At 46.1% G+C, this 26,283-nt stretch carries 21 protein-coding genes; 3 read left to right on the top strand and 18 right to left on the bottom strand.

Going from position 1 to position 26,283, the window contains the following annotated elements:
• Positions 1–4: 4 nt before the first annotated feature.
• The 6 genes from GPL15_RS04500 to GPL15_RS04475 form a co-directional block, all read right to left on the bottom strand.
• Positions 5–1,054: a tripartite tricarboxylate transporter substrate binding protein gene (locus GPL15_RS04500; protein ID WP_215696418.1), complete on the bottom strand. Its 1,050-nt coding sequence runs from the start codon at positions 1,052–1,054 to the stop codon at positions 5–7.
• 25 nt (positions 1,055–1,079) lie between these two features.
• The gene (locus GPL15_RS04495) at positions 1,080–2,558 is read right to left on the bottom strand and encodes a tripartite tricarboxylate transporter permease (RefSeq protein ID WP_215696416.1); all 1,479 of its coding nucleotides are present in this window, start codon (positions 2,556–2,558) and stop codon (positions 1,080–1,082) included.
• A 23-nt stretch (positions 2,559–2,581) separates the two neighbouring features.
• Entirely contained in the window at positions 2,582–3,085 is a 504-nt protein-coding gene (locus tag GPL15_RS04490; RefSeq protein WP_215696414.1) for a tripartite tricarboxylate transporter TctB family protein, read from the bottom strand.
• An 18-nt stretch (positions 3,086–3,103) separates the two neighbouring features.
• On the bottom strand, positions 3,104–3,577 hold the full coding sequence (locus tag GPL15_RS04485; RefSeq protein ID WP_215696413.1) for a heme-binding protein: 474 nt from the start codon (positions 3,575–3,577) through the stop codon (positions 3,104–3,106).
• Positions 3,578–3,957: 380 nt separating this feature from the next.
• Positions 3,958–4,848, bottom strand: coding sequence for a dihydrodipicolinate synthase family protein (locus tag GPL15_RS04480; RefSeq protein ID WP_215696411.1), 891 nt, complete (start codon positions 4,846–4,848; stop codon positions 3,958–3,960).
• Between the two features lie 121 nt (positions 4,849–4,969).
• Positions 4,970–5,944 (bottom strand): sugar kinase, encoded by a 975-nt coding sequence (locus tag GPL15_RS04475; protein WP_215696409.1) that lies wholly within the window; start codon positions 5,942–5,944, stop codon positions 4,970–4,972.
• A 245-nt stretch (positions 5,945–6,189) separates the two neighbouring features.
• On the opposite strand from GPL15_RS04475, the gene GPL15_RS04470 reads away from it, so the two are divergent.
• Positions 6,190–7,098 carry a LysR family transcriptional regulator gene (locus tag GPL15_RS04470; RefSeq protein WP_215696407.1) on the top strand — a complete coding sequence of 303 codons (909 nt, stop codon included), beginning with the start codon at positions 6,190–6,192 and terminating at the stop codon, positions 7,096–7,098.
• A 67-nt stretch (positions 7,099–7,165) separates the two neighbouring features.
• Here GPL15_RS04470 and GPL15_RS04465 read toward each other — a convergent pair whose 3' ends face one another.
• Both GPL15_RS04465 and GPL15_RS04460 read right to left on the bottom strand, forming a co-directional pair.
• Positions 7,166–9,274 (bottom strand): hypothetical protein, encoded by a 2,109-nt coding sequence (locus GPL15_RS04465; protein ID WP_252198089.1) that lies wholly within the window; start codon positions 9,272–9,274, stop codon positions 7,166–7,168.
• On the bottom strand, positions 9,255–11,414 hold the full coding sequence (locus tag GPL15_RS04460; protein ID WP_252198088.1) for an MMPL family transporter: 2,160 nt from the start codon (positions 11,412–11,414) through the stop codon (positions 9,255–9,257). Before GPL15_RS04460 ends, GPL15_RS04465 begins: the two co-directional genes overlap by 20 nt.
• Positions 11,415–11,813: 399 nt before the next feature.
• Here GPL15_RS04460 and GPL15_RS04455 point away from each other — a divergent pair, with 399 nt between their 5' ends.
• Positions 11,814–12,770: a DUF5688 family protein gene (locus GPL15_RS04455; RefSeq protein WP_215696403.1), complete on the top strand. Its 957-nt coding sequence runs from the start codon at positions 11,814–11,816 to the stop codon at positions 12,768–12,770.
• Here the strand turns inward: GPL15_RS04455 and GPL15_RS04450 are convergent.
• The 6 genes from GPL15_RS04450 to GPL15_RS04425 form a co-directional block, all read right to left on the bottom strand.
• Positions 12,733–13,152: a threonine/serine exporter family protein gene (locus GPL15_RS04450; protein ID WP_215696401.1), complete on the bottom strand. Its 420-nt coding sequence runs from the start codon at positions 13,150–13,152 to the stop codon at positions 12,733–12,735. The two genes, GPL15_RS04455 and GPL15_RS04450, sit on opposite strands and share 38 nt — an antisense overlap.
• Positions 13,146–13,925 carry a threonine/serine exporter family protein gene (locus GPL15_RS04445; RefSeq protein ID WP_215696399.1) on the bottom strand — a complete coding sequence of 260 codons (780 nt, stop codon included), beginning with the start codon at positions 13,923–13,925 and terminating at the stop codon, positions 13,146–13,148. Before GPL15_RS04445 ends, GPL15_RS04450 begins: the two co-directional genes overlap by 7 nt.
• A 21-nt stretch (positions 13,926–13,946) precedes the next feature.
• Positions 13,947–15,947, bottom strand: coding sequence for a ferrous iron transport protein B (feoB, locus tag GPL15_RS04440; protein WP_215696397.1), 2,001 nt, complete (start codon positions 15,945–15,947; stop codon positions 13,947–13,949).
• The gene (locus GPL15_RS04435; protein ID WP_215696395.1) at positions 15,928–16,173 is read right to left on the bottom strand and encodes a FeoA family protein; all 246 of its coding nucleotides are present in this window, start codon (positions 16,171–16,173) and stop codon (positions 15,928–15,930) included. Before GPL15_RS04435 ends, feoB begins: the two co-directional genes overlap by 20 nt.
• Before the next feature lie 90 nt (positions 16,174–16,263).
• On the bottom strand, positions 16,264–18,249 hold the full coding sequence (gene uvrB / locus GPL15_RS04430; protein WP_346344893.1) for an excinuclease ABC subunit UvrB: 1,986 nt from the start codon (positions 18,247–18,249) through the stop codon (positions 16,264–16,266).
• A 485-nt stretch (positions 18,250–18,734) separates the two neighbouring features.
• Positions 18,735–20,705: a bifunctional diguanylate cyclase/phosphodiesterase gene (locus tag GPL15_RS04425; protein WP_215696391.1), complete on the bottom strand. Its 1,971-nt coding sequence runs from the start codon at positions 20,703–20,705 to the stop codon at positions 18,735–18,737.
• Between the two features lie 275 nt (positions 20,706–20,980).
• Between GPL15_RS04425 and GPL15_RS04420 the strand changes: the two genes are divergently transcribed.
• The gene (locus GPL15_RS04420) at positions 20,981–22,015 is read left to right on the top strand and encodes an aminotransferase class I/II-fold pyridoxal phosphate-dependent enzyme (RefSeq protein ID WP_215696389.1); all 1,035 of its coding nucleotides are present in this window, start codon (positions 20,981–20,983) and stop codon (positions 22,013–22,015) included.
• 182 nt (positions 22,016–22,197) lie between these two features.
• On the opposite strand, the gene GPL15_RS04415 is transcribed toward GPL15_RS04420, so the two are convergent.
• From GPL15_RS04415 to ftsE, 4 genes are read right to left on the bottom strand one after another with little or no spacing between them, the layout of a single operon-like run.
• Entirely contained in the window at positions 22,198–23,460 is a 1,263-nt protein-coding gene (locus GPL15_RS04415; RefSeq protein ID WP_215696387.1) for a S41 family peptidase, read from the bottom strand.
• A 21-nt stretch (positions 23,461–23,481) separates the two neighbouring features.
• Entirely contained in the window at positions 23,482–24,684 is a 1,203-nt protein-coding gene (locus GPL15_RS04410; RefSeq protein ID WP_346344892.1) for a peptidoglycan DD-metalloendopeptidase family protein, read from the bottom strand.
• Between the two features lie 11 nt (positions 24,685–24,695).
• Positions 24,696–25,604, bottom strand: coding sequence for a permease-like cell division protein FtsX (gene ftsX / locus GPL15_RS04405; RefSeq protein ID WP_215696385.1), 909 nt, complete (start codon positions 25,602–25,604; stop codon positions 24,696–24,698).
• Positions 25,594–26,280, bottom strand: a complete 687-nt coding sequence (gene ftsE, locus GPL15_RS04400) for a cell division ATP-binding protein FtsE (RefSeq protein ID WP_215696384.1) — start codon at positions 26,278–26,280, stop codon at positions 25,594–25,596. Before ftsE ends, ftsX begins: the two co-directional genes overlap by 11 nt.
• Between the last annotated feature and the right edge of the window lie 3 nt (positions 26,281–26,283).

Genomic DNA, 26,283 nt, shown 5'->3' with positions numbered 1-26,283 from the left:
TTTCTTATTTTGCCAGCCCCGCCTCTTCCAGAATCGGAACATAGATATCCACTTCTTCTTTCATCCATTCCTCATATTCTTTGGCGTCTTTCCACATAATGTTGGACTGCTGGTTCTTTATGAACGCTTGAAACTCATCACTTTCCACCGCTTTTTTAAAAGAAGCTTCCAATACGGCAATCACATCTTCCGGAGTCCCCTTAGGCGCTATAAAACCTCTGGTCGAATATACGGAACAGTCCCATCCCAGTTCCACAGATGTGGGCACATCAGAATAGCTCTCCATACGCGTATCCGTCAACGCTGCGATGGGCACAATTTCGCCGGAATCGATCTGTGAGATACAGTCCACAGGGCTGAATACCGCCACATCGATATCTCCGTTTGCCAATGTCAGTCCAACTCCGGTTCCGCCGCCTGCATTCGGCACCACATTCACTTCAATATCCGCCGCTTTACAGAATTTCAATATGGCCATATGCCACATTCCGCCTGCGGCTCCTGTACCCCAGCTCAGCTCTCCCGGATGGGCTTTCGTGTATTCAACCAGCCCCGGCAAATCGTTAAACCGGTCATCATTGCTGCGGATCATGACGGTGGGCGCATCAAAATTCGCTCCGCATATGGAGGTGAAATCTTCATATGTAAGTTCTGAATAGCCCAGAGACTTCAGCGTTGCCAGATTAGTCATCGTCATGGCGATGGTATATCCATCCGGTTCAGAATCGGCCAGCTGCTGTAAGCCGAGGGAGGTAGAGCCTCCTTCCACATTGGTACATACCACCGGAACACCCAGGTCTTTCTCAACTTGGGCGGCCAGCACACGGGCGATTAAGTCACTTCCTCCGCCCACACCCTGAGGTATGATCAACTCTATTTTGCTTTTCGGATAATCGGATTTTGCCGGTTCTGTCTTTTCCTGAGATGCGGCGGCTGTATTGCCCGCCGTACTGCCTGCTGTGGGAGCGGCTGTCTCCGGAGCCTTAGAACATCCGGACATCAATCCTATTGCCGCTGCCATAAAACCTATTGCTAAACCAATACTTTTCTTCATTTTTTTCCTCCAATGCGCTGTTTTATCACTCTTTTTTTCTGTTTTTCATTGTTTTTTTAATCTTGGGAACCACTACCATGGCTGCTGTCAAAATCCAGAATACCATTGGAATCGGCCGGAAGAAGATCTTATAGCTTCCTTTAGACAAGGTCAGCGCCGACCGGAAATTGACTTCTGCCAGCGATCCCAGCACCTGTCCCAGGATAAATGCGGATGTGGATATACCGGCTTTATCCATCAAAAATCCCAGGATTCCAAAAAAGGTCATAACATAGATATCAAAGACTTTGTTGGAAGATGCAAAAGAACCCACAACACATGCCATCAAAATAATGGGAATCAATATCTTTTTATCGGTGTTGATCAGCCTTGCGAAATATTTGGCGGCCAGCAATCCCACAATCAGCATGAATATATTAGCGATAATTGTATACACGTAAACGCTGTACACGATGTCAGGCGTTTCTTTAAAAATCATCGGCCCAAGGCGCAGGCCGTGAATGGCAAATGCCCCCATAATAATTGCCGTTACGCCGTCCCCTGGAACCCCTAAAGCCAGCATTGGTATCAAGGCCCCTCCAACCGTGGCATTGTTGGCACATTCAGGAGCCGCGATGCCCTCCGGTATGCCCGTACCGTATTTTTCAGGTTCCTTCGAACCGTTCTTTGCGCTGTTATAAGCTACAAAGGCGGCAATTGGTCCCCCCGCTCCCGGAAGTGCGCCGATCAGAGTTCCGATAACGGATGATTTCACCAAAATAAACTTAATCCTTTTTATCACATCCCATCCCGGGAATATTCTGCCGATCTCCTGGTGTTTCACCTCATTTTTCTTCATATTGAACAACTGGTTCAGAATCTCTGAAACTCCGAACAATCCGATCAGCGCCGGAACCATGCCCACTCCGCTGATCAAATTCCTGGATCCCATGGTGAAACGGGTGATGCCGGTCAGATTGTCCATCCCTACAGTTGTAATGAATATTCCCAGTATCGCCCCTAAAAGCCCTTTCAGCAGGGAATCAGAAGACACATTGGATATTACGCACAGGCCGAAGACCGCGATCACAAAGTATTCCGGATAGGAGAATTTGGCGGCCACGCCAGCGATAGCCGAACATCCGATGATCAGGAAAATACAGCTCACAATCCCTCCGAAAAAGGAGGATACCGTGGAGATGCCGATTGCTTTTCCTCCTTCCCCTCTCTTTGCCATCGGATATCCGTCCAAAGCCGTCATAACAGCAGAAGACGTCCCTGGTATTTTCATCAAAATAGCGGAGATGGAACCGCCATAAACGCCGCCCACAAAAATCCCCAGAAGCATGGCTATGGCCTTTGAAGATTCCATGCCGAATGTAAAAGAGGTTAAAACCGCTACCGCCATCGTGGCAGTCAGCCCCGGTATGGAACCTACGACAATTCCCAGCACAACGCCTACAAAGGTCAGGACAATCGTAGAAAATGAGATCGTCGATAAACACATCATTATATTTGCAGCCATAATCGTTTCTCCTTTCTAGGCGTCTATAGAAAGCTGGTAGGGATCGCCACCCTGAGGAATTTAATAAACAGCAGATACACGACAATAATCGCCAAAACGGGAACCAGCAGCAGCCTCTTTAGACTTCTCTCTCCGCATACAATCATACTGGCTGTCAGAAATACAAAGGTGGAGATTTCAAATCCGATACCTCTTAACGAAATTCCGTACAATACCATTAAAACAGGAATCACTGTCATTCTGAAAACGCCGGATATATTATTTATTATGGCTTCTTTTAAATCAACGGCTTTTTTTAACTCCGCCCTGACATAAGTTGTACCACCTGTTTTTACCGTAATGATCTTGTACACTTCCTGTATAATGAGAACCACGGCGGCAAATGTAAAGAATGCGGCGCAGCATTTTGGAAAAAATCCGGGACCTGCCAGCGTCATTCCCCCCAGATTGGGCATCTCCTTACTTTCCGCATAGATAAACCCCGACAAGATCAGCAATAAAACCGATGTGATAAAGTTTCCAATCATTCCGCTACCTCCGTAAACTCACAAACTTCCGGCCAAATATTCTTCTATGCACTCCACAACAAACCGGTGGTCTTCAAAATGGCTCATACCGGAAACACAAATGGTTCCTATCATCCCCGCCTGTTCCACATAAACAGGGACCGCGCCCCCCAGCGCCAGATATTCCATCGGATCCCGCCCCCTGTCCTTAATCGTCAATCCGCTCTCCCGGAGCTCATAAAAAATTTTCAGAGACGGGCAGCGGAACGCTTGGGATACGTTCGATTTTCTGATTACCGCCCGTTCATGATTCAAATCCGTTCCGTCAAAAGCGAAATAAAACAGCATTTTTTGATTCACCTGGATCATCATGGCCAGATCAATCCCTCTGACCTTCGCCTTTTGTACCATCTGATTCCCCAGTTGATAGGCGTCTTCTGCCAGAAACCGTTTAAAATGAATCTTTTCCATCTGTTCCCTTAGCTCAGACAATCTGCCTTCGTATTCTTCCATATCCTTCTCCTCACATCTGACACTGGCTCCGCACACCACTTTTTGTTTATTTTGTACATATTTCATCTTATAAATCTTTATTATTATACATATCGTACTATATATATTCTGAATCTTCCAATACCTAAATGTTATCACCCACATAACCATTCAGTTACCAATCCCGGTTTCTCACTCCCAAACCGGTTTAAAAAAGCCTTGAAGGTTCAGCGTAAATACCTCAAATGACATCATTTGCTGTGGACAGGGTATTCTATGCCAACCTCCAAGGCATTTATAGACGGTTTGCGCTAAGCGCTCACTGCGTCAGCCTCAGATAAAGGTAAAAACAAGGTATATAAATCGATGTGGCCGAAGAACCACGGCTGTTTTGTGATCAGTTATCCAATAATCATCTGAGTTTCAACCAGGGCTTTTCTGATTCTCTCAACTTCTGCTTCACTCCGGGGAAGGAACGGTTTTTTCGGAACTCCTATATCCACTCCCAGCATCGGCAGCACCGCATGATAGAACGGAACCGGAATCCCGTCTCCGGTTACGGAACGAAGGAGGTTGGCCTTTAACTGCATGTCTCTCGCCTTCTGGAAATTTCCGCATTTACAGTTCTCATAAATTTCCTTTATAAATCCGGGAAACGCATTGGATAATCCTGATACCACCCCATGGGCTCCGCCCACTACCGCAGGCACCAAATGGGTCTGGGAACCGATCAGGAACAAAAAGCCTTCATTATCTACCTTTGCCATGTAATCATAGAACAGCGCAATGTCCGCCGAACTGTCTTTCACTCCCTGCAGGCCGATATCCGCCAGCTCCTTCAACAAGTCGCCGGTGATGCAGAAATTGGAGTATTTCGGATTGTTATACGCGATCACCGGAAGGCTGGTGGCTTCGATTAAATCCTTATAATACTGGATGATCACATCCTTTGTATGGCGGTAATAGCAGGGGGTTACCGCAGCTACGGCATCCGCACCGACAGATTCTGCATGTTTCGCCAGCTCTATAGTGCTGTTGGTATCCGTACAGCCGATCATGAAGATCACCGGAACCTTTCCTTTGGCCTCCTTCATGACCGTTTCCGCAACCGTCTTTCTCTCACTCACCGTCATGATGGGACCTGATCCGTATGATCCTCCCACAAACAGCCCGTCCACCTTATCCACAAGATATTTGATGTAGTTGGTAAGTTTCTCTACATCCACCGCGCCTTCTTTCGTAAATGGGGTGATAACCGCCGGGTAAACTCCTGAAAATTTTTTGATATCCATTTCTCTTTTCCTCCTTATATGTTTATTGCATATTGTATTATGTATTCACTTCAAAAAAAAATGTCCTTCACTCATTCCCCCCTTTCTTTCTCCTTAAATGCTCATATTCATTTATATCTTGTTATCGATTAATTCCCGCACTGCCGCTGATAAAATCCTTCACTTCTTTCCTCGTCGGGAATGCCTCAATATTACCCTTCACTGCAACCGTCATCGCGCCCACCGCATTGGCTAATCTCATCCTTTCTCCGATTGTCAGCCCTTCCAGAGTACCTGCCAGAATTCCTGCTGCAAATGCGTCACCGGCCCCAAACGCGTCAACCACCTTTTTTACTTTGAATCCACAGGACATTTCCCTGACGCCGTCTTCATAGCCGATACAGCCGTCAGCTCCAATTTTTACAATAACCGTCTTGACGCCGTAACCCTGGATAATCTCCGCAATCTGATCCGGATCGGAAGTCCCATATAAAAGACTGCCTTCTTCCAATCCCGGAAGCGCAATATCCACATATTTCATCAGCCGGTCAATGGTTTTTCCCGCATCCTCTAAACTCCATACTTTCAACCTGAGATTTGGATCAAATGATACTAAAATATCATTTTCTTTGGCAATCTGCATGGCCCGCTCCACTGTTTTGGCCGCACTTTCGCTGATTGCTGGAGTGATTCCAGTTATATGCATAATTTTCGAACTCTTTATGTAGTCAACGTTCAGTATTTCCGGCGTCATCGTGCTGGCCGCCGAGCCTTTCCGGTAATAGAAGTTTTTACTCTCTCCGTTATCAAGCCTCTGGCGGAAGAAAATGCCGGTCATCGCTTCATCCGTCATCTGAACCTGGCTTACATCCACCCCTTCGCCCCTAATCTGGTTTAAAATCCTGTGACCGAACTCATCTTCTCCTAATCTGCTGATCCATCCGGCAGTATGTCCCAGCCGGGTCAGCGCGACCGCCGTATTGGTTTCAGCTCCGCCGGTATGGCATTCAAAGTTGTAACTGTATCTCAGCCTGCCCGCATTCAGACTGTCGAACACTACCATAGTTTCCCCAATCGTTACTACTTCCGGCATCATCCTGCCTCCTTTTCTTTTCATCTCCGCCTCTCAGCTTATGATTTTATTATAAACACCGGATTGTTCTTTGTAAAATACATAAACCGAATCGGGCTGATAACCAATTGGTTATTAAAGTGAAATTAAATCACTAAAACGAGGGTTTTTTATACAAAATGCTGGTTTTGAATGTTGTTTTTCCATTATTTGCCACCTTGAAAAGCGATATTTATTGTAATATAATTTTTATAATATTTCCCGCCAATCAAATACCAGGAGGTTTTATAATGACAATCCGACACTTTCGTGTTTTCAATGAAGTTTGCAGACATATGAATATGACACAGGCATCGAAAGTCCTTCACGTATCCCAGCCGTCTATCAGCAAAACAATCGGAGAGCTTGAAGACTGGTATGGCGTTAAGCTGTTTGAAAGGCTTGACAAGAAGCTTTATCTGACAGAGGCGGGGAAAACCATTTACCACCACTCCATCTATCTGGTGGATACATACGACAAAATTGATAGTGAAATACGCCATACTGCCACCAATGATTTAATCAGAATTGGAGCCAGCGTTACCGTTGGAACCAGTATATTAAGCGACATCATCTCTTCCTTTAAACTTCTATATCCTGATATTCAATATCGTGTTTATATCGAAAATACCCAGCGCGTACAAAGTCTGTTATTAAATAATGATATCGATATCGCTCTGATCGAGGGCTGTATCGACAATCCGGTCCTGATTACGGAACAGTTTATGGAGGCTGATGTGGTGGCGGTCTACAGCCAAAACCATCCGTTTTACCAACTGGATTCCATTACAGTGAGAGATCTTGAAACAGCAGATTTTATCATCCGCGAGCCGGGAAGCGGTACCAGGATACAATTCGAGAAAGTGACAAAAGAACTGGGGATACACTGGACGCCCACCTGGATCTGCCATAACACACAGGCGATTAAAAATGCAGTGGCCGCAGGCCACGGCGTAGGGGTCCTCTCCAAACTATCTGTCCGGAAAAGGCTGAAAAACGGCGAATTTAAGGCGATTCCATACTTAAATATGAAACAGGATTTTTATATCGTTTACCACAAAGAAAAATTCATGCCAAAGATGCTTCTCACATTTAAAAAACATATTATTAACAGCTTTAATAAGCTGGAACTGGATCTGATAAACCCGGCTGGCAGATAATTGATTCCGTGAATAAAAAGAGGGAGTTATGCTCATGTGAGTCATAACTCCCCGGTATCGTCTCCGCCTAACTGAAAATAGACATAACCGCTTCCCATATCTTCTTAAACACGTTCACAATCTTAGCCCAAATCCCCACTTCCACCTCTGCCGGTTCTATATCAATGGCATTGGTATTTAAGCTCTCTTCCGAGATTTCCTGGGTTCTGAGAATCACCTGTATGCTGTCCGGCGCCGGATTTTTGTCCGATGTAAATGATATCATTTCCTCTTCCACATCCAGATTCAGCAAATTTGTCTCGTCTTCCACCTTGTCGATTTCATTTTTCACGCTGTCTTTCAGCTCATGAGTGGCGTCTTTCACTTTATCCCTGGAAGAAGGTTCCGCCGCCTTCTCAAAGATATCAATCAGGCCGTCCAGGGTCTTATCCGTTCCCGATTCTACCGCTTCCCGGTTATTTTTAGCCGTCTGCTGAACCACACGGAGCGCGTTTACAAGGCTATTGCTGCCTTCACTCATCAGCACAGCCGTCTCTGCCGCGTGGTCGAGCATGGCGTGGAAGCTGTCTTTATTCTCATTTACCGTCTTATTCAGATCATAGACATTGGAAATCAGACTGTCCATATCGTCCAGCACATCGCTCAGCTTTCCCGCCACGCTGCTGGTATCTCCCACCGCCGAACGTCCGCCGGCTTTCACATCTTTTGTGATCTCTTTTACGCGGTCCATCAGATTTCTCGCGCTGCTTATGGCTTCCCGGTACAGGTCGAATATGTCGTTGATCTGGCTGAGATCGCTGGGGATATAATCGGGATCCAGACTTCCAAGCTGGGCCATGATCACGGCCAGCTGGTCCGGATCCACGTAGCCGCCAAGCTGGTCTGAAAGCTGGGCCATAATATCATTCAGCTTTTCCACCGCTTCTCCGGCCGCCGCACCATCTAACTCTTCCCCGCTTCCGGACATGCCTTCCTCAAGCTGGTCCAGGGTATTTTCCAGTTCATCCAGTTTTCCGTTGATGATATCAGCGATGGAATCCGCCTTATCCGAATTGGAATGGCCGATTTCATACTTGAGTTCATCCAGATTCTCGTGAAGGTCATCCAATTGAGCGGATAATCCGCCCACCCCGTCACTGGCATCGGTCAGTGTATCCACCATATGATCCAGGTCGGTACTGATCTGATCTAAGGTTTCCTTACTGTTATTGATGTCAGGGGCCAGCTCTCCGATCTTGCCGCTGAGAGCCTGCAGCTCATCCAGCCCCTGATCCGCATTGGCATAGAAATTATCCTTGGCCGCGTCAAAATTCTCTTTGGCTTTTTTAAGCTCGGCCAGACCCTCTTTCGTCGAATCCATGCCGGAAGTCACCCGGTCCAGTTTATCCAGTATTTCATCCATTCCATCCAGCAGCTCATCGGTGGAATCGGAAACCGTATCCTTGACTTCTTTGATATCTTTGATCTCCTTCATCTGGTCTAATGTTCCCGGAATCATCAGCATGATGATCCCCATGGTTTCAAAATTGCTGGTTCCGATCTCAATATGGAACGTCTTCTCCTGCCCCGGAACCGCCGCAAATATAATGGCTTTATATGTTCCGATGGACTGGGTCTGTGATCCGGGCGCCGAAACGCTGTTCACGTCTTCCATATCCACCAGGGTTCCTACCTGAAGAATCATATTATTCTTATAATAATCGTCTGCGGCTTCATTGGGGATACATTCCACATCGATTTCCACCAATCCGTCCGCGCCCACAAGTTTCTGGGCTTCTATGGGCACGCCGTTCAATTTATATGAAATGTCAAATGTCCAGGGCAGGATCACGCTGTCATTGTCCAACTGGCATTCGTAATAGAAACGCTCCTTTACATCCTGCTCCAGTTCCCAGCTCACCCCATCCTGGGTCACAACCGGCTGGGCGTAATTTGACATGTTGGTCACATCATTATAGGTCCCATAATCGGTAAAGGAACGTATTCCATTTAAACTGCATCCCTTTACAATGCTGGTCTCCTGAGGGCTTCCGTAATAATCCAGGTTTACATATAACGCCTCATCCGTATCCACTGCAGGCGGTCCCGCCAATACTTCCGCCGCCGTTGTGCAGCTAAGAAGCGCGGCGCTGAGTAATGACGCTGCTATCCGTTTTCTATTCTTCCACATTTTCATCCTCTTCTACCTCCTTCTCCTTCAACTGCTTTTTCATTTTAATCTCGCGCATCTCCTCTTTCAGCAGATTCCACCTCTGTTTCAGGCTCTTTTTGGGATGTGCGCTGTCTTTTACGATCCAGCGGTCCGCCAGCGTCAGCAGATAGGGCAGCAAAAACAGCACCATCACCACGCTGATCAAAGCCCCTCTTCCGATCAAATGGCCCAGATCCGCGATGGCGGCAACGGAAGAGATCATATAAAGCCCATATCCCACAATTGTGAGAATGGATCCGGAAGTCAGTATGGACAGGGCGCTTCTGGATACGGTATGTTTTACCGCCCTGCCCTTTTCCTTATATTCCTTACGGCTCTCCACATAATTGTTGGTCATCAGGATGGAATAATCCACCGTCGCTCCAAGCTGCAGGCAGCTCACTATGATATACCCTAAATAGAGCATTTTCTCCCCTTTAAAATAAGGCAGCGCCATATTAAAGAAAATGGCCACTTCAATGGGGATCAGCACGATTAACGGCACCATCACCGATCTGAACGTGATCAGGATCACCACTGCCACACCCAGAATGGACAGGATATTTACAAAATTGTAATCCGCCGTTATGGTCTTTTTTATATCCTGGGTAGACGGGGTAACGCCTGTCACATATGCCCCTTCCGGGTAATATTTTTTAACAATGCTTTCGATTTCATCCGCACATTGAAATGCGAAATCACTCTCATCAGACGTCTTTATGTACATCATAATCCTGCTGTATTGGTCCGTATGCAGCAGGCTGGTTGCGCTTTTGGGAAGAATGCTTTCCGGTATTCCCTCGGGTATGGTCCCTGCCAGAGATGTGACGGATCTCGTATAGTACAAATCATCCAGCTCATCCGTAAGCGCCTTTTCCGTCACCATATTGGTATTGGGCACTATGGCCAGGATCAGATTGCTCTTTCCGAATTTCCCGTTGATTTTCTGCTCATCTTCATATACCTTTGTTCCCGGGCTGGATCCGAGAGCGCTGTTTCCGAATGTAAATGAATTCATATTCTGCGCAGCATACATCGGGATCACTAAAATCACAACGGCTGCCAGCACAACATAGCGCACCCGGTATACAAATGTCCCCAATTGATGAAATGCCGGCATAAAGGAACGGTGGGCGGTTCTCTCCACCAGCTTTCCCCACCGGAGCAGCAGCGCCGGCATCAAAAACATGACGGTCAGAAGGCTGATCACAATTCCCTTAGCCAAAACAAAACCCAAATCCTTTCCAATCGAAAACCGCATCAGCATCAGCACGATAAATCCCACAATCGTGGTAGCTCCGCTGGAGAGAATGGAAGACATGGAACTGCGCAGCGCATTAGCCAAAGCCGGTTCCGGATCAAGCCCTTTATTTTTTTCCTTAATGAAGGAATGCAGAAGAAAAACGGAGTAATCCATGGCGATTGCCAATTGCAGGATCGACGCCACGCTGAAGGTCAAAAATGAGATCCGGCCGATGATAATATTGGTTCCCATATTGATGATGATCGCAATTCCCATAACCATTAAAAACATCACCGGTTCAAACCAGGAGGTGGTAGTCAGGCAGAGGATCACCGCAATCATTACCACCCCTAAAACCATGGCTATGGATATTTCCCGCATCAGGGTCTCGCTTAATGATTTGCTCTGCACCGCCGATCCCATAAAATATCCTTTGTCCCCGGTTATTTTCTTCATCTCATTGATGGCAGACTTGGTCAGGGCGTCGCTGTCCCCTTCCTCAAAGATAATATCCATCACCGCATAGCTGTCCTTATAATAATCCTGGATATTATCATATTTTATAAAAATGTTGGCCCGGTACACATCTGTGGCCGTATCCGCCCACATCACCATATCCACGCCGTCCACATCTGCGATTCTGTCCTTATAGATTTTAGCCTCATACAGGGAAACCGGCCCTACCATCACTCTGGCCGTACCCGGGTATCCGAATTCCTCCTCCATCAGGTTTAATCCCTGCTTCGACGCCACATCATCCGGCAGGTATTCGCTCAGATCATAATTCACCTGTACAAAGCAGGCCGCAATGACAGAAAATATCACCGCCGCCGCAAAAATTTTCTCAATCAGTCTGCCCTTTTTAATAATAAAATCTATCATTCTGTCATCATCCTCTTTTCCATCTCCGCAATATAACATAATACGATTCTATTTCTTTGTAATTATACAAATGCTGCCAGTTGGTTGATTTTTAGACAAAATTGTAAAACTGTCTAAAAAGCAGGATGCGGGATAAGGGGCAACGGCCTTGTTTGTATTGCTTCTGAGGCTATCGTGTTGCATTTCATATTTTTACGAAAATCCTCTTGTAAAAAAGTTTGCCATCAGTTATAATAGCTCTAAATCTTAAATTTTCTATATCCTGATTTCCGTTTCGGAAAATACTCCAATCATTTTATACTATATTTTCTTTTATAATTGTGATCACATCTATTATATTTATATGTTTCTGCGCCCATTGCAGTTTACATAAAAACCATTTCTCAAGGAGGTATACGCATGGTATACACGTCATTTCTAAATGCAGTCAAACAACAGGTGGAAGATGCCCTGGGAGGTTCCTATTCCATTCAGATCCGCCAGGTATCCAAGAATAACGGCCTCGTTCTGGACGGGATCTGTATCAGCCCGCCGGACGGCCAGGTAGCGCCTACCATTTATCTGAATCCCTATTTCCCCCTGTATGAAAAAGGCATGTCTCTCCAGGAGATCGCCCAGGACATCCTGTCCATCTATAAGGATAATTCCAATCTGCCTGTGATCGATACCCAGGCCATGACCGACTTCTCCAAACTGAGTACCAAAGTGATTTATAAATTAGTCCAAACCGCCTCCAACCAGGAATTGTTAAAGGATATACCACATATCCCTTATTTGGATCTTTCCATCGTTTTCTATCTGTTTCTGGAAGAAACCGCTTCCGGGCAGATGACCGCCATGATACACAATGACCACCAGACACTCTGGAATGTAACTACCACCCAGCTCTATGAGCTGGCAAAGGCCAACACCCCAATCCTTCTGCCGCCCACCATCAAAAGCATGCCGGATGTGATGAAGGAGATTGCCGCAGATTGGCTGGGCGACGACTACCAGGAAGAATATATGGAGCAGTTGGAAGAGGAAGACCGGCTTTCGCCTCTCTACGTGCTTTCCAACCGTTCCAATATAAACGGCTCCGCCGCAATCCTGTATCACGGAGTATTAAAAAACTTCGCAGACCGCCTGGGACAGGATTTAATAATCCTGCCTTCCAGCGTCCACGAAGTCCTGCTGCTTCCATATGACAAAACCACGGATATCACTTCACTGAATGAAATGGTCATTTCCATAAACCAGTCGGAAGTCCCTGCTGAAGACCAGCTTTCCAACCAGATCTATCTGTATACACGTTCTGATAATCAAATCTCATTAATCACTAACTCTTCTGTCCCAATCGGAACAAGGAATCCATAATAAACACCGCCATTGCTATGGCTCCCGCTATCTGCAGGGTCTCCATCAGGTAGAAATCGGATAAATCCGACGCGCTCCTGATCATATAATACACGCACCGGTAAATCGACGCGCCGGGTACGGAAGGCAGGATTCCCGCCACCAAAAACACGGTGACCGGAACTTTAAACATCCTGGCAAATATATGGCTGATCAAAGCCACCACCAAAGTGGAGACGAAGGCCGCAAAAATCACCGAATCCGTATAATTCAGTGAGATCATATAGATTGCCCAGCAGACCGCCCCCACAAAACCGGCATGAAAGATATACTTAGGCGGCACTTCCAGAATCAAAGCAAAACTGAGAACAGCGAAAAACGCACCTATCGTTTGAACTACCATACGGAAATCCCTCCTGCAATGCGGCTGAAAAACGCCATGCCGATACCCACGCCTGCTGCTACCGCAAGAGCGATTACAACCGCCTCCAGCATTCTGGCGGCTCCCGCAGAATAATCCCCATTCAGCGTATCCCGGATAGCCGTTGTGAAGATCACGCCCGGCACCAGGGGCATAATACATCCGATTATGATAATATCCCGGTGAAGCTCCGGAACGATCCACTGTTTCAGCACCAAAGCCGCCACTGCGATGGTAAACGCCCCCAGTGAAGTCTGGCAGAAGGCATTTAACCTGATCCTGCCGGATAACCATAGCACACCTGCCAGCAGACCGCCTACAAAGGCCGCAGCCAGACAGTCCGCCAGCCCGCCTCCCAGCAAGATAGCGAAAAACATGGAGGCGCCCACCACCCCTACGTTCTTCAGCCACGGCCTGTACTGCTGCATCGTCTCAGCCTGCCGCAGTTTCTCATAAGCCTCTTCCACAGTGACCTGGCCATTGCAGAACTGCCTGGACACATTATTTACCAAATATACTTTATTCAAATTCGTTGACCGGTCCGTCACCCGTCTGGCAACTGTAATCGGCTCAATCGCCGGATCATTCAATGTTACAAAGATCCCGGTGGACAGTACGATCGCTTCTGAAGTCTGCCTGTCTGCTTTTCTCAGCATACGGTTGATCGTATCTTCCACCCGGTATATTTCTGCTCCGCTCACCAGCATAATCTCACCTGCTAAAACCGCAGTCTCTACAAGCAGTTTATCATTCATCACCAATATCTCCCTGTGACTTTAGAAAATCATGGTTCCCACCTGGAAAACCAGCACAGACATGCTCCATGCCAGTACCAGTTGGAAAACAACCATCCCCATTGTCCATCTCATTGATTTTGTCTCTCTTTTAATCGTGCCGATTGCCGCCACACAAGGGGTATACAGCAGGCAGAAGATCATGAGCGCATAGGCGTTCAGCCCGCCGAATCCGGAAGCGCCCAGCGCCTGGGACAGCGCAGCCATCCCCGCCTGGGAATTAACATTGCTAATTCCATATAGTACGGAAAAGCTGGATACCACCACCTCTTTCGCGGAAAGCCCGGAGATAAGCGCCACCGCAATCTGCCAGCTCCCCAGCCCGGCCGGTTTCAATACCGGAACGACGGCATGGCCGAACATTGATGCAAAGCTCTCCGTCACATCTGTCACAAAGCCCGATGGCCCGGTATTCAGCACAAACCACAATATAATTGACGCCACAAATATGGTAGTCCCTGCTTTTGTAAGATAGTCCTTAACTTTATCCCAGACATAGATGGCCACTGTCCTGCCGTTTGGCGTCTTATATTCCGGAAGCTCAATCAGCAGTGTGTCCTCTTCTGTGGATTTCGAGGTTTTATGTACAACGAATGCTATGATAATCGCCACCGCCAATCCGATGATATAGAGGGAATAGGCCACCATCAAAGCGTGGTTTGGAAAAAACATCTCCGCAAACAGCACATAGATTGGCAGTCTGGCGGAACATGACATAAAAGGGGTGATGAGTATGGTCCTCAGCCGGTCCCTCTGAGTTGCCAGCGCCCTGGCTGCCATAACAGCCGGAACCGTACAGCCAAAGCCCAGCAGCATGGGTAAAAACGCCTTCCCCGACAATCCTACCATGCTCATGGTCTCATTCATCACATAGGCCACCCTGGCCATATACCCGCTGTCCTCCAAAAAGGCCAGCGCCAGAAACAGAATAAAGATATTGGGCAGGAATGTTAGAATTCCTCCCACACCTGCGATAATTCCGTCCACCACCAAAGAGATCATCCAGCCTGACACATTGAGATTGGAAAGCAGCGTAAGCGTGCCCGCCGAAACCCAGTCCAGTCCAATCTGGAAATACTCTTTCAAAAAGTCCCCCACTGTAAATGTAAAGAAAAATACCAAAGCCATAATCCCAAGAAAAATCGGTATTCCCCATACGGGATGGGTCAGAATCTGGTCAACCTTGTCCGTAAACGCTTCCTTTTCCTCTTTATTGAACAGACATTCACGGATCACCTCTTCGATATAATCGTATTTTTCATTGATAATTTGTTTTTCATAATTATGATCAATAATATTAATCAGATTAACAGGATACTCCCTGAACACTTCTTCATCGTATTCCAAAAACTTAATCGCGCACCATCTCAGGTTATGTACCCCGCCGAGACGGGCCTTTAAAACGACTTCTATTTTCTCAATTTTCTCTTCAACCGCTTCACTGTACCGTACTACGATGCCCTGAGGTTCCTCTTCATAATGCTGAATCACAGCATCCATCAAACGATCCAGCCCCGTCCTCTTCCTTGCAGAAACCGGAACCACCGGAATATGCCCCAGCATCTTAGGAAGGCGGTGAAAGTCGATTTTCATTCCTCTGTCTTCCACAATATCCATCATATTGAGGGCCAGGATAACCGGTTTTTTCAGTTCCAGCAGTTGAAGGGTCAGATAAAGATTCCTTTCAAGAGAAGATGCATCCACCACGTTGATGATCACATCCACATCTTTTCCCTCAATACATTTCCTTGTAACGATCTCTTCAATGGTATATGAAGTCAGGCTGTAGATGCCCGGAAGGTCAATGACCTTAATCGGCCTTCCCTGATAACTCATCTGCCCTTCCACCCGCTCAACCGTAACACCGGGCCAGTTGGCTACCTTTAAATTAGCCCCTGTAAACGCATTGAACAGGGTGGTTTTTCCACAGTTGGGATTCCCGACGAATCCGACGGTAATCGGTTTATGGTCTCTGTGCTCCATCTTCCGGCGCCTCCTTTATTTCGATCCCCTCCGCGATTCTTCTTCCTAATGCCAGCCGGGTGCCCCGCACCTTTATAATCACCGTACCGCTGCCTTTTTTATTCATCATTATAATCTTCGTCTGTTCATTAACGCCAAGGGCCTCAAGACGCCTTGTTATCTTATCTTCAACGAGAATACTCCTCACAATGTATGATGTTCCGATCGTCCCCTCATGAAGCTTCATGATTAAATCTCCTTTTCAGAAATTAGCACAAGCTAATTATCCTGATTAAAAGTAATCATACCTTTATTGAGAATTATTGTCAATATGCTATTACTCTAACTCTAAAAGCATTTTCTTCACCTCTACCAGACGGTCCCTGAGAATTGCCGCTTCTTCAAAATTGAGCTCGGCAGCCGCCTGATGCATCTTCTTAGTCAGTTCCTTAATCAGCTTATTAAGCTCCTTGGCATCCATGGATTCCGGATCCTTCTTGAAGGAATCCTCAGAAGCTGAGGCAGCTTTGGATATGGCGATCAGATCACGGACCGCTTTCTTAATGGTAGTTGGTGTGATTCCGTGTTCTTCGTTATATTTTTGCTGTATACTGCGCCTTCTGTTGGTTTCTTCGATGGCCACTCTCATGGAATCTGTAATCTTGTCCGCGTACATGATTACATGCCCCTCTGAGTTTCTGGCCGCACGCCCGATTGTCTGAATGAGGGAAGTCTCCGAACGGAGAAAACCTTCTTTATCCGCGTCCAGAATCGCTACAAGAGTGATTTCCGGAATATCAAGCCCCTCTCTTAAAAGGTTGATACCCACTAAAACATCAAACACATCCAAGCGCATGTCGCGGATGATCTCCGCACGTTCCAGAGTATCAATATCAGAATGGAGATATTTTACCCGGATTCCCACTTCTCGCATGTAGTCGGTCAGGTCTTCCGCCATCCTCTTGGTCAGTGTTGTTATTAACACTTTATGCTTCTGCTCCACCTCTTTATTCACTTCAGAGATCAAATCATCAATTTGCCCTTCCACCGGACGAACAATGACTTCCGGATCCAAAAGCCCTGTAGGGCGGATAATCTGCTCTACCCTCAGCAGTTCGTGTTCCTTCTCATAGACATTAGGCGTCGCTGATACAAACATCATCTGATCAATTTTGCTTTCGAACTCCGCAAAATTAAGGGGACGGTTGTCCAATGCGGAGGGCAGACGGAAACCAAACTCTACCAATGTGGTCTTTCTGGATCTGTCGCCTGCAAACATGCCTCTCACCTGAGGCAGCGTAATATGGGACTCGTCCACAATAATTAAAAATTCTTCCGGAAAATAGTCGATCAGAGTACACGGCGGCTCTCCCGGAGCCGAACCGGTCAGGTGTCTGGAATAGTTTTCAATGCCTGAACAGAATCCAGTTTCTTTCATCATCTCCACATCGAAATTGGTCCTTTCTGATATCCTCTGCGCCTCCAGCAATTTATCCTCACTCTTAAAGTAAGCCACTTGTTCCTTTAATTCCGCTAATATATTCTGGGCTGCCTGTTCCATCTTCTCCTTAGGGACAACATAATGGGACGCCGGATAAAGGGCCACATGTTTAAGCTGAGCCTTGGCTTCACCGGTCAGTGTGTCAATTTCCGTAATCCGGTCCACCTCATCCCCGAAAAATTCAATCCGGTACGCCTCTGAACCTGAATACGCAGGAAATACCTCAATCACATCTCCTCTAACCCGGAACGTGCCCCGGTGAAAATCCATGTCATTTCTTGTATACTGGATATCGATCAGCTTATGAATCACTTCATCCCTGTCTTTTTCCATTCCCGGACGAAGGGAAATCACCATTTCCTGATAATCAATGGGACTTCCCAATCCATAAATACAGGAAACAGACGCCACTATGATCACATCGCTCCGCTCCGACAGCGCCGCTGTGGCGGAATGGCGGAGCTTATCGATTTCATCGTTGATGGCGGAATCTTTTTCTATATAGGTATCAGTGGATGGTACGTAGGCTTCGGGTTGGTAGTAGTCGTAATAGCTCACAAAATACTCCACCGCATTCTCGGGAAAGAATTCTTTGAACTCTCCGTAGAGCTGGGCGGCCAGGGTTTTATTGTGGGCGATGATGAGGGTTGGTTTCTGTAATTGCTGGATGACGTTGGCCATGGTGAAGGTTTTTCCCGAACCTGTAACCCCCAGCAAAGTCTCAAATTGATTGCCTTCCTTGAAGCCTTTGACCAGGGCTTCGATAGCCTGCGGCTGGTCGCCGGTGGGCTGATATTCTGAATGTAGTTTGAATTCCATAATGTGTTTTTACCTCCTTGGTAACCCGATAAAAAGTACATCTATTAGGCAGAAATTCGTAAAATATTTCAAATCAGGTATTCGGGTATCTGCCTAATAGGCGTACTTTCAGATTTCAGAAATTAGCTGCTGATAAAACATATCATTTACTGCTTTAACGTCTCTTCCGTATATAATCCACCAGTTTGATTTTCTCTCTATTCTAAGTTTAATAAAAATTATAGCATAGCTTAAATAAAATGTATAGACACAATCCAGAACATTTGTTCCTGTCATTAAAACCTGCCACTAATAGCATATCCACTGTTTCAATTACTAAAACGAAACATCCCATTATAACAAGAAAGAATCCTGTTCACGGGATTCTCCGCCTGCGGCGGGCCGCTTCAGCGGCATATTTCCTTTCCGCCGTAGTGCGTTCCTGCACGGTGGGCTTTTTATTTCATAGGACGAACTTTCATATGAAATAAAAAATCCGGCACAAACGATTATACATCGTCCATACCGGATAACTCTCTCCCCTCATCTTCCCTATCCTGCACCTGCTGCTCTAAAACCTCCCTCAGCCGCTCCCCTGGCATCGGTTTTGCGTAATAATACCCCTGTATCTGGTCTGCGTCCAGATCCATCAGGCACTCCACCTGTTCTCTGGTCTCCGTTCCTTCCGCTATCACCTGTATCCCCAATCCATGGAACAGCCTAACCAGCCCTTGTATCAATTTGTAACTCTTTTGATCACTCTGAACCACATCAACCAGGCTTTTATCAAGCTTAACGCATTCAAAATTAAACTGTGCAACGGATGAGAAGTTCGAATATCCTGTCCCGAAATCATCCAGATAAAAGCAAAATCCCTCTTTAACCATGCGACGGACCGTCTCTCCAGCCATTGCGGCGTCATCTGAAATTTCTCTCTCAGTGATTTCGAATTTAATCCGCTCAATGGGTATCCCATATCTGTCAATCAGATCCCTCACCTTCTCTAAAAGCCGGGGATCTTCAAACTGAGGCATGGACAAATTAACCGAAATGGATTTAAGAGGCAGGCTTTTATCAGCCTTTAAAAAGCCGCAGACCTCCTCCAACACAAACCAGAATATCCTATCAACCAAACCGATCTCCTCAGCAATCGGAATGAATTCTGACGGGGACACAAACGAACCTTCTTCATCTTTCATTCTCACTAAAGCTTCCGCAGACAAAAAGCGTTGTTCCCTGCGGCTGTATACAGGCTGATACCAGACTTCCAACGCCCCGTCTGCTACCGCTTTTCTGAGGCAATCCGCAACCCGACGGTATCTCAGCAGTTTTTCAGCCACCACATCATCAAACCGGACCCATTTGTGGGCAGAACGCTTTGCCAAAGACATGATATAGTCCAACACCTCGATTACCTGGTTTGCATCAATTCCATTCCTGGAATAGATAAAATCTCCGAACGCAGCCGGAAGCACCTCTACCTTCCCGGCAATCTCCCACGGTTCTTGAAACCGCTTGATCAGGCGCTGTCTGCAGATTTCGGCCTGTTCCCAGCCTGTATAGGGCAGCATAACAGCATAGGTCACCCCTACATACCGGAATGCAGCCGCCTGCTTAAACGTCTTATCCAGCCAGTCCGCCACCGAATACAGGAATTCATCCCCCATCTGATGCCCATACCTGCAGTTAATCACCCCGAAATCAGCAAGTGAGATTAAAATGATCTGAAATTCCTGCCTTCTCTTAATCTTTAAATTCAATTCCGAAAAGAAGCTGTACCTGTTACCCAAACCAGTCACACTGTCCGTATCCCGTTTCTGATTATAAAAACTCACAAACAGGATCACTTCCGTAAACGCTATTATCGTCCCATTTAACAGTGTTTCCGGGTTGCGCAGTTGTATTATAACAATTAATAAAATGACAGGTGGAACGGTCCGCATCACATGCATCATATCTTTACTGACGCTGGCATGGTGTTTAAAATAACAGAACGATAAAAGGGCAAACTCAGCCAGCATAATCCAATATCCAATACCATTGAATATTCCGCGGCAGTAATTCCCCCCTTCATCAAACCAAAACAGAAAACCAGTCTTCAGATTTACAAGAGTGAGCACAAAATAGGAGGAAGTCAGCAAAACCAACAGAAATCTGGCCCGCTTAATACAATGTTTATCATAAACGTGCTCCAGCATCTTCTCAAACAGATACATAGCGATGATACTGCAGGTTAACACGATCAGAATAAAATATCCCGTATTCATAAAAATATTTAATGAACGCGGAACCTGATCTTTGCTCCGCAGCAAAAAGACACAGAGTATATTCCATATAATGGAAATGGCCGCGCTAATAAGCCCCGCCCAAAACCATTTAACAATAGGCGTGAGCGTGCGTTTAGAAAATGAAAGGTTTAAGATAAGTACGAAAATCAATAAAAATGCGACAACTTCCGTAATTATTGACCAGCTAAACATAATTGCGCTCCTTACTTATTTATATTACTATAATAAAATAAGTAACATTAAACCGCAATATGTATTTTATTTTTCGTATTTTGTAACTTTTTTTACATAAACCCTCAAGGGATTTTCGAAAATCCCTTCACCTTTTACTTTAAAGGGCCAAGGCATTTTCGAAAATCCCTTCACCCTTTACTTTAATGCAAAACTAACTTTTCCCTCTATGGACTTTCCCAATATTTTGTTATATGATTATTGTTGATATTGTCAAATTTAGGGAGGATACAGACATGTACAGTTTCAATAATGATTACAGCGAAGGCGCTCATCCAAAAATCCTGGAAGCACTGATCAATTCCAATCTGGTGCAGCACAACGGTTACAGCATGGATGACGAACACAGCCCCCGTGCGAAAGAACTGATAAAAAAAGAAATACAGAGAGATGACGTGGATATCCATTGTATCGTTGGCGGGACGCAGACCAATCTGATTACCATATCAACTGCCCTGCGCCCATACCAGGCTGTTATTTCCGCGGTTACAGGCCATATCAATGTCCATGAAACCGGTGCGATTGAGGCTACCGGCCATAAAGTGATCGCCATGAAGACAGAAGACGGTAAACTGACGCCGGCTTTAATACAAGAAGCAGTTTCCATGCACACAGACGAACACATGGTACAGCCCAAAATGGTATATATTTCCAACAGCACTGAAATCGGCACTCAATACACCAAAGCAGAACTGGAAGCGATTCATCACCTTTGCAGACAAAAGGACTTGTATCTGTTCATGGACGGAGCGCGTATGGGAGCCGCCCTCACAAGCCCTGTCAATGACCTGACTTTAGCAGATATCGCCCGCCTGACCGATGTATTTTATATTGGAGGAACCAAAAACGGAGCCTTATTCGGAGAAGCTCTTGTAATCTGCCATCCTGATTTAAAACCAGATTTCCGCTATATGATCAAACAGAGAGGCGCCATGCTTGCAAAAGGCTGGCTATTGTCCATTCAGTTTGAAGAGCTGTTCCAGAACAACTTATTCTATGACATGGCTGCTCACTCCAATCATATGGCCTCCATCCTGCGAAGCGGCATCTCCCAGTTGGGCTATCCGTTTGCGTCGGCTTCCATGACTAACCAGCTTTTCCCCGTATTCCCGGACAGCCTGATCGATAAATTGAGCCGGAATTACCTGTTCTCCATTCAGGAAAAACTCGATGATTCCCACAGCGTAGTCCGCCTGGTAACCTCATGGGCTACAAAAGAAGAGGCCGTTCATAGTTTTATCAATGATTTAAAAGAGCTGACTGTCAAATAACCTTTAATAATCAAAATACAGCGCGGGCTGCAGGTATTTTCTTCCCCGCAGTCCGCGCTGTATTTTTCTATTACCGCGCTTCTCACGAATTTCGATCACTTTTCCGTTGTTCTTCCAACCTCTACTATCTCTTGATCTGTCAGTCATCTATCGCGCATTTATATTCTTCTTCTAAACTTCCACTATTCTTCCTCATTCAACGCATCAATCGCCGCCTGAAGCTGATTATCCTCCTCCAGAGGAATTACCGCCTTACCTTTTAAAGCTTCATCCACTTCCACCACCACATCCGGCTCTATACCTTTTCCGTGAAGGTCAAAACCATTCGGTGTAAAGTAATGGGAAGTGGTCAGTTTAATGGCGGTTCCGTCTCCCAAAGGAATCAGGTTCTGTACAATGCCTTTTCCAAATGTCTGGGTTCCCACGATGATTGCCCAGTCATGATCCTTAACAGCTCCGGTAAATACCTCAGATGCGCTGGCTGAATTGCCGTTTACCAAAACTGCCATTGGAATATCCAACTGATGCCCATCTTCGGAAGAATATCTATCACCGTCTCCATTCCGGTCTTCCGTATAGACAAGGAGCTGATCATCCGGCAGCACATAATCCATCATTTCCACAACCGCATCCAGCACGCCTCCGGGATTATCCCGTAAATCTACCACTAACTTCTCCATGCCTTTGCTTTCCAGATCGTCAATGGCCTCTTTAAACTGTTTTGCCGTTATGGTATCGAACTGAAGAACATAAATATATCCCACATTGTCTTCCAGCATCTGATGTTCTACCGTAGGAACTTCAACCTGACGGCGTTCCATAGTCAGATCAATCTTATCACCGCTTTCCCCGCGTAAAACCGTGATCTGTACTTCTGTCCCTTCTTCTCCCTTGATGTAAGTTCCCACCAAAAGATCCAGATCCATACCGGTCACTTCTGTGCCGTCTACACTGTACAGGATATCTCCCGGCAGCATCCCGGCCTCAAAACTGGGCGCGCCCTCAAACACCCGGATTGCACTGATAATTCCGGTAGAACGGTTTTGAGATACCATCGCTCCGATCCCGCAGTAGACACCTTCCGTATCTTCCATCAGCTTATCAAAATTTTCCTTGGTATAATAGACAGAATACGGATCATCCAGACCATACATCATACCTGTATAAATGCCGGCTTCCACCTTATCAGGATCTTCGTCAAACAGATAATATTTTTCAATAATCTGTTGAATCAGATCCATCTTATCCTCAATTCTGTCAAAATCAAGATTTCCTTCTTCTGAGGAGCCCCCGGTTTCCACCCTTTGCGTCTGTACCTGGTTATCGATAACCTTTTTTCCAAACAGGAAAATTCCCGCTGAAAACAGAACCACAATCAATCCTGTAAATGCTGTAACAAGCGCGCCGACCAGGGCGCCCTTCCAAAATTTATTCTTGTTTTCCACAACTAGTCTCCTATCTATCCGTTACGGACTTACATAATTAGCCGGATTCACATAAGATCCATTTACCCGGATTCCAAAATGCAGGTGAGGTCCCGTTGAATAACCGGTTGACCCAACTTTTGCTATTACCTGCCCCTGCGTCACTTTATCGCCCTTAGAGGCAAGGAGCTGGGAACAGTGCATGTAAACGGTGTAAACACCTCCGCCATGATTTATCATAATATAATTGCCGGCAGAATAGCTGTATGTAGAAATGATCACTTCACCAGCTGCTGCCGCTATGATATTGCTTCCTGAGGAGGCTCCGATGTCCATTCCCTGATGATTGGACGACGCTCCTTCCGTAGGTGAACTCCTTCCGCCAAAGGGTGAGGTCACACGGCTGCTGGACGGACAGGGCCATATAAACTTAATATTCCCAATACTGACAGTATTATACTTTTTACCTGCCGCTTCCGCCGCTTTCCGGGCTTCCTCCTCTTTCCGCTTGATCTCCGCCTCCATCTTTTTAATCTGATCTTCCTGAGCCTTAATATCCTTTTCGTACTCAGTTAACTCAGTCTCGGCAGAGGCGATTCTGCTTTCATAGCTTTTCAATTCTTTTGTTTTTTCATTCATAAGCTGTTCCACCGATGCCTGCTTCGCCTGGGTGGAAATCTGCATATCTACCAGTTGTTCATGCTCTACTTCCAACTGCTGTTCCTTGGAAGCAATCTCTTCTTTTGTATCCACATACTGATCCAGCATCTTACGGTCATATTCCGAAATTTTACTGATGTATTCCGCCCGGTTTAAAAGCTCCGATAAATCCTCAGCCTGCAAAAGCATGTCAATATAGTTTGTGTCACCTTTCTCATACATATACTTAATCCGCAGTTTCATGGATTCATACTGGCTGCTTTCCACCTCTTTTGCGGTTTCCAGTTGACCCTGTGCAATGGATATGTCGTTTTCCTTTTCAGCGATCTGTCCCTCTAATGCCGTCAATTCCCGGTTTAATGATTCCAGGCTGCTGTCCAGCTTTTTCACATAAGCCGCCGTGTCCGCTTTCAGTCCTTCCAGGTTTTTAAGGGTGCTTTCCACCTTTTTCTTTTCCTCTTCCAGGGAATCCACCTTTTTCTTGGCATCCTCCACCCCGGTTTTCGTCGCATAAACCGGTATCACTGGAGTAACCGCCAGAACTGCAGCCAGGGCGATGCTTATGCAGCGTATCCTAACTCTCAATCCCTTTCCTCCTAAACCTTCAAATGTTTCCTTATTGTGAAAAAGCTAACAAAAAATCCAATGCCCGCGCCCAAAACCAGCGATACTGCCATCATGGACGGCATCAGATCCTCAATCGGTAAAAATACAATTATCCCGGATAAATTCAGGAATTTCTGCTGTACATAAACGATTGCGTTCTTATAAAGATAATACATGCCCGCCAGCGGCAGCGCTGCCCCCGCCAGTCCAATGACCACGCCTTCCACCACAAAAGGCGCGCGGATCATATAATTAGTAGCCCCAATCAGCCGCATAATCTGGTTCTCATGTTTCCTGAATGCAGCCGCCACGGATATCGTATTGCTGATCAGGAACATGGCCACCGCAAGCAGCACTCCAATGATCACAAGCGAAAGCAGTCCGATCATCTTATTAAAACTGGACAGCCCTGCAGCCGCGCTGTTGGAATAATTCACCTTTCTCACCCCCGGAATCGAGCCAATAAAAGTGACCACCTGATCCTGGGTTTCTATGTCATTTAAAAAGATCTTATAAGAGGCGGACCCTGCCAGCGGATTATCATCCGCAAATCCTTCCGCCAAAGATTCCATCCCTGAAAAATACTCATGTTTGAAATCCTCCCAGGCTTTTGCCGCTGATGTAAACTCTATGGTCTTAATCTCCGGCCTTTTCCTGATCTGGTTCCCGATCTCTTCAATCTGTGTCTCTGTTAAATCTTCCTTAAAAAATACGGTAATCCCTACTGTCGTCTCCGCATTGTGCACCACATTCTGTACGTTCATTATAATAGCATAAAACAGGCAGAATAAAAAAATACACGCAGAAATAGTTGCCACTGAAGCCAGCGAAAACCAAATATTCCTGCATATATTAATCACACCCTGTTTCAGGCAATACCAAAATGTACTAATCCTCATTTTTATATCCGCCTTTTTTTCTGTCACTGACCACAGACCCGCGTTCCATGGTAATCACCCTTTTATTCATCTGATCCACAATCTCCTGGCTGTGGGTTACCACCACCACGGTTGTCCCTTTGTGGTTAATCTCCTCCAGAAGTTTCATGATCTCTATGGCATTATGGCTGTCTAAATTTCCCGTCGGTTCATCTGCCAAAAGAACTTCCGGGCGGTTGATCAGCGCCCTGGCAATCGCAACCCTCTGCTGCTCTCCGCCTGAAAGCTGCTGCGGATATGATTTGTATTTTGAAGAAAGACCCACCATCTTTAACATGGCGGGTACGGATTCTCTGATGGTCTTAGTTGACGCCCCGATCACCCGCTGCGCAAATGCCACATTCTCGTATACATTCCGGTCCTTCAGCAAGCGGAAATCCTGAAATACCACGCCTAATTTACGGCGGTATTTGGGCACATATCTTCTCGGCATCTTGCCGAGATTCATATCATTAACCACAATTTTACCGGAAGTAGGCTCTACTTCCTTTAACAAAAGCTTTAACAATGTGGACTTTCCGGAACCGCTCCGTCCCATAATAAACACAAATTCCCCATCGTCAATCGTAATGTTAATGTCCCGCAGAGCCTTATTTCCTGTTTCATACGTCTTATTCACACGAGAAATCTCTATCATCTT

The organism is Clostridium sp. MCC353 (assembly GCF_018785315.1).
Classification (GTDB): Bacteria; Bacillota; Clostridia; order Lachnospirales; family Lachnospiraceae; genus CHH4-2.
Note: the sequence above shows the minus strand (reverse complement) of the source record. Positions and strands in the feature narration are given on the sequence as shown.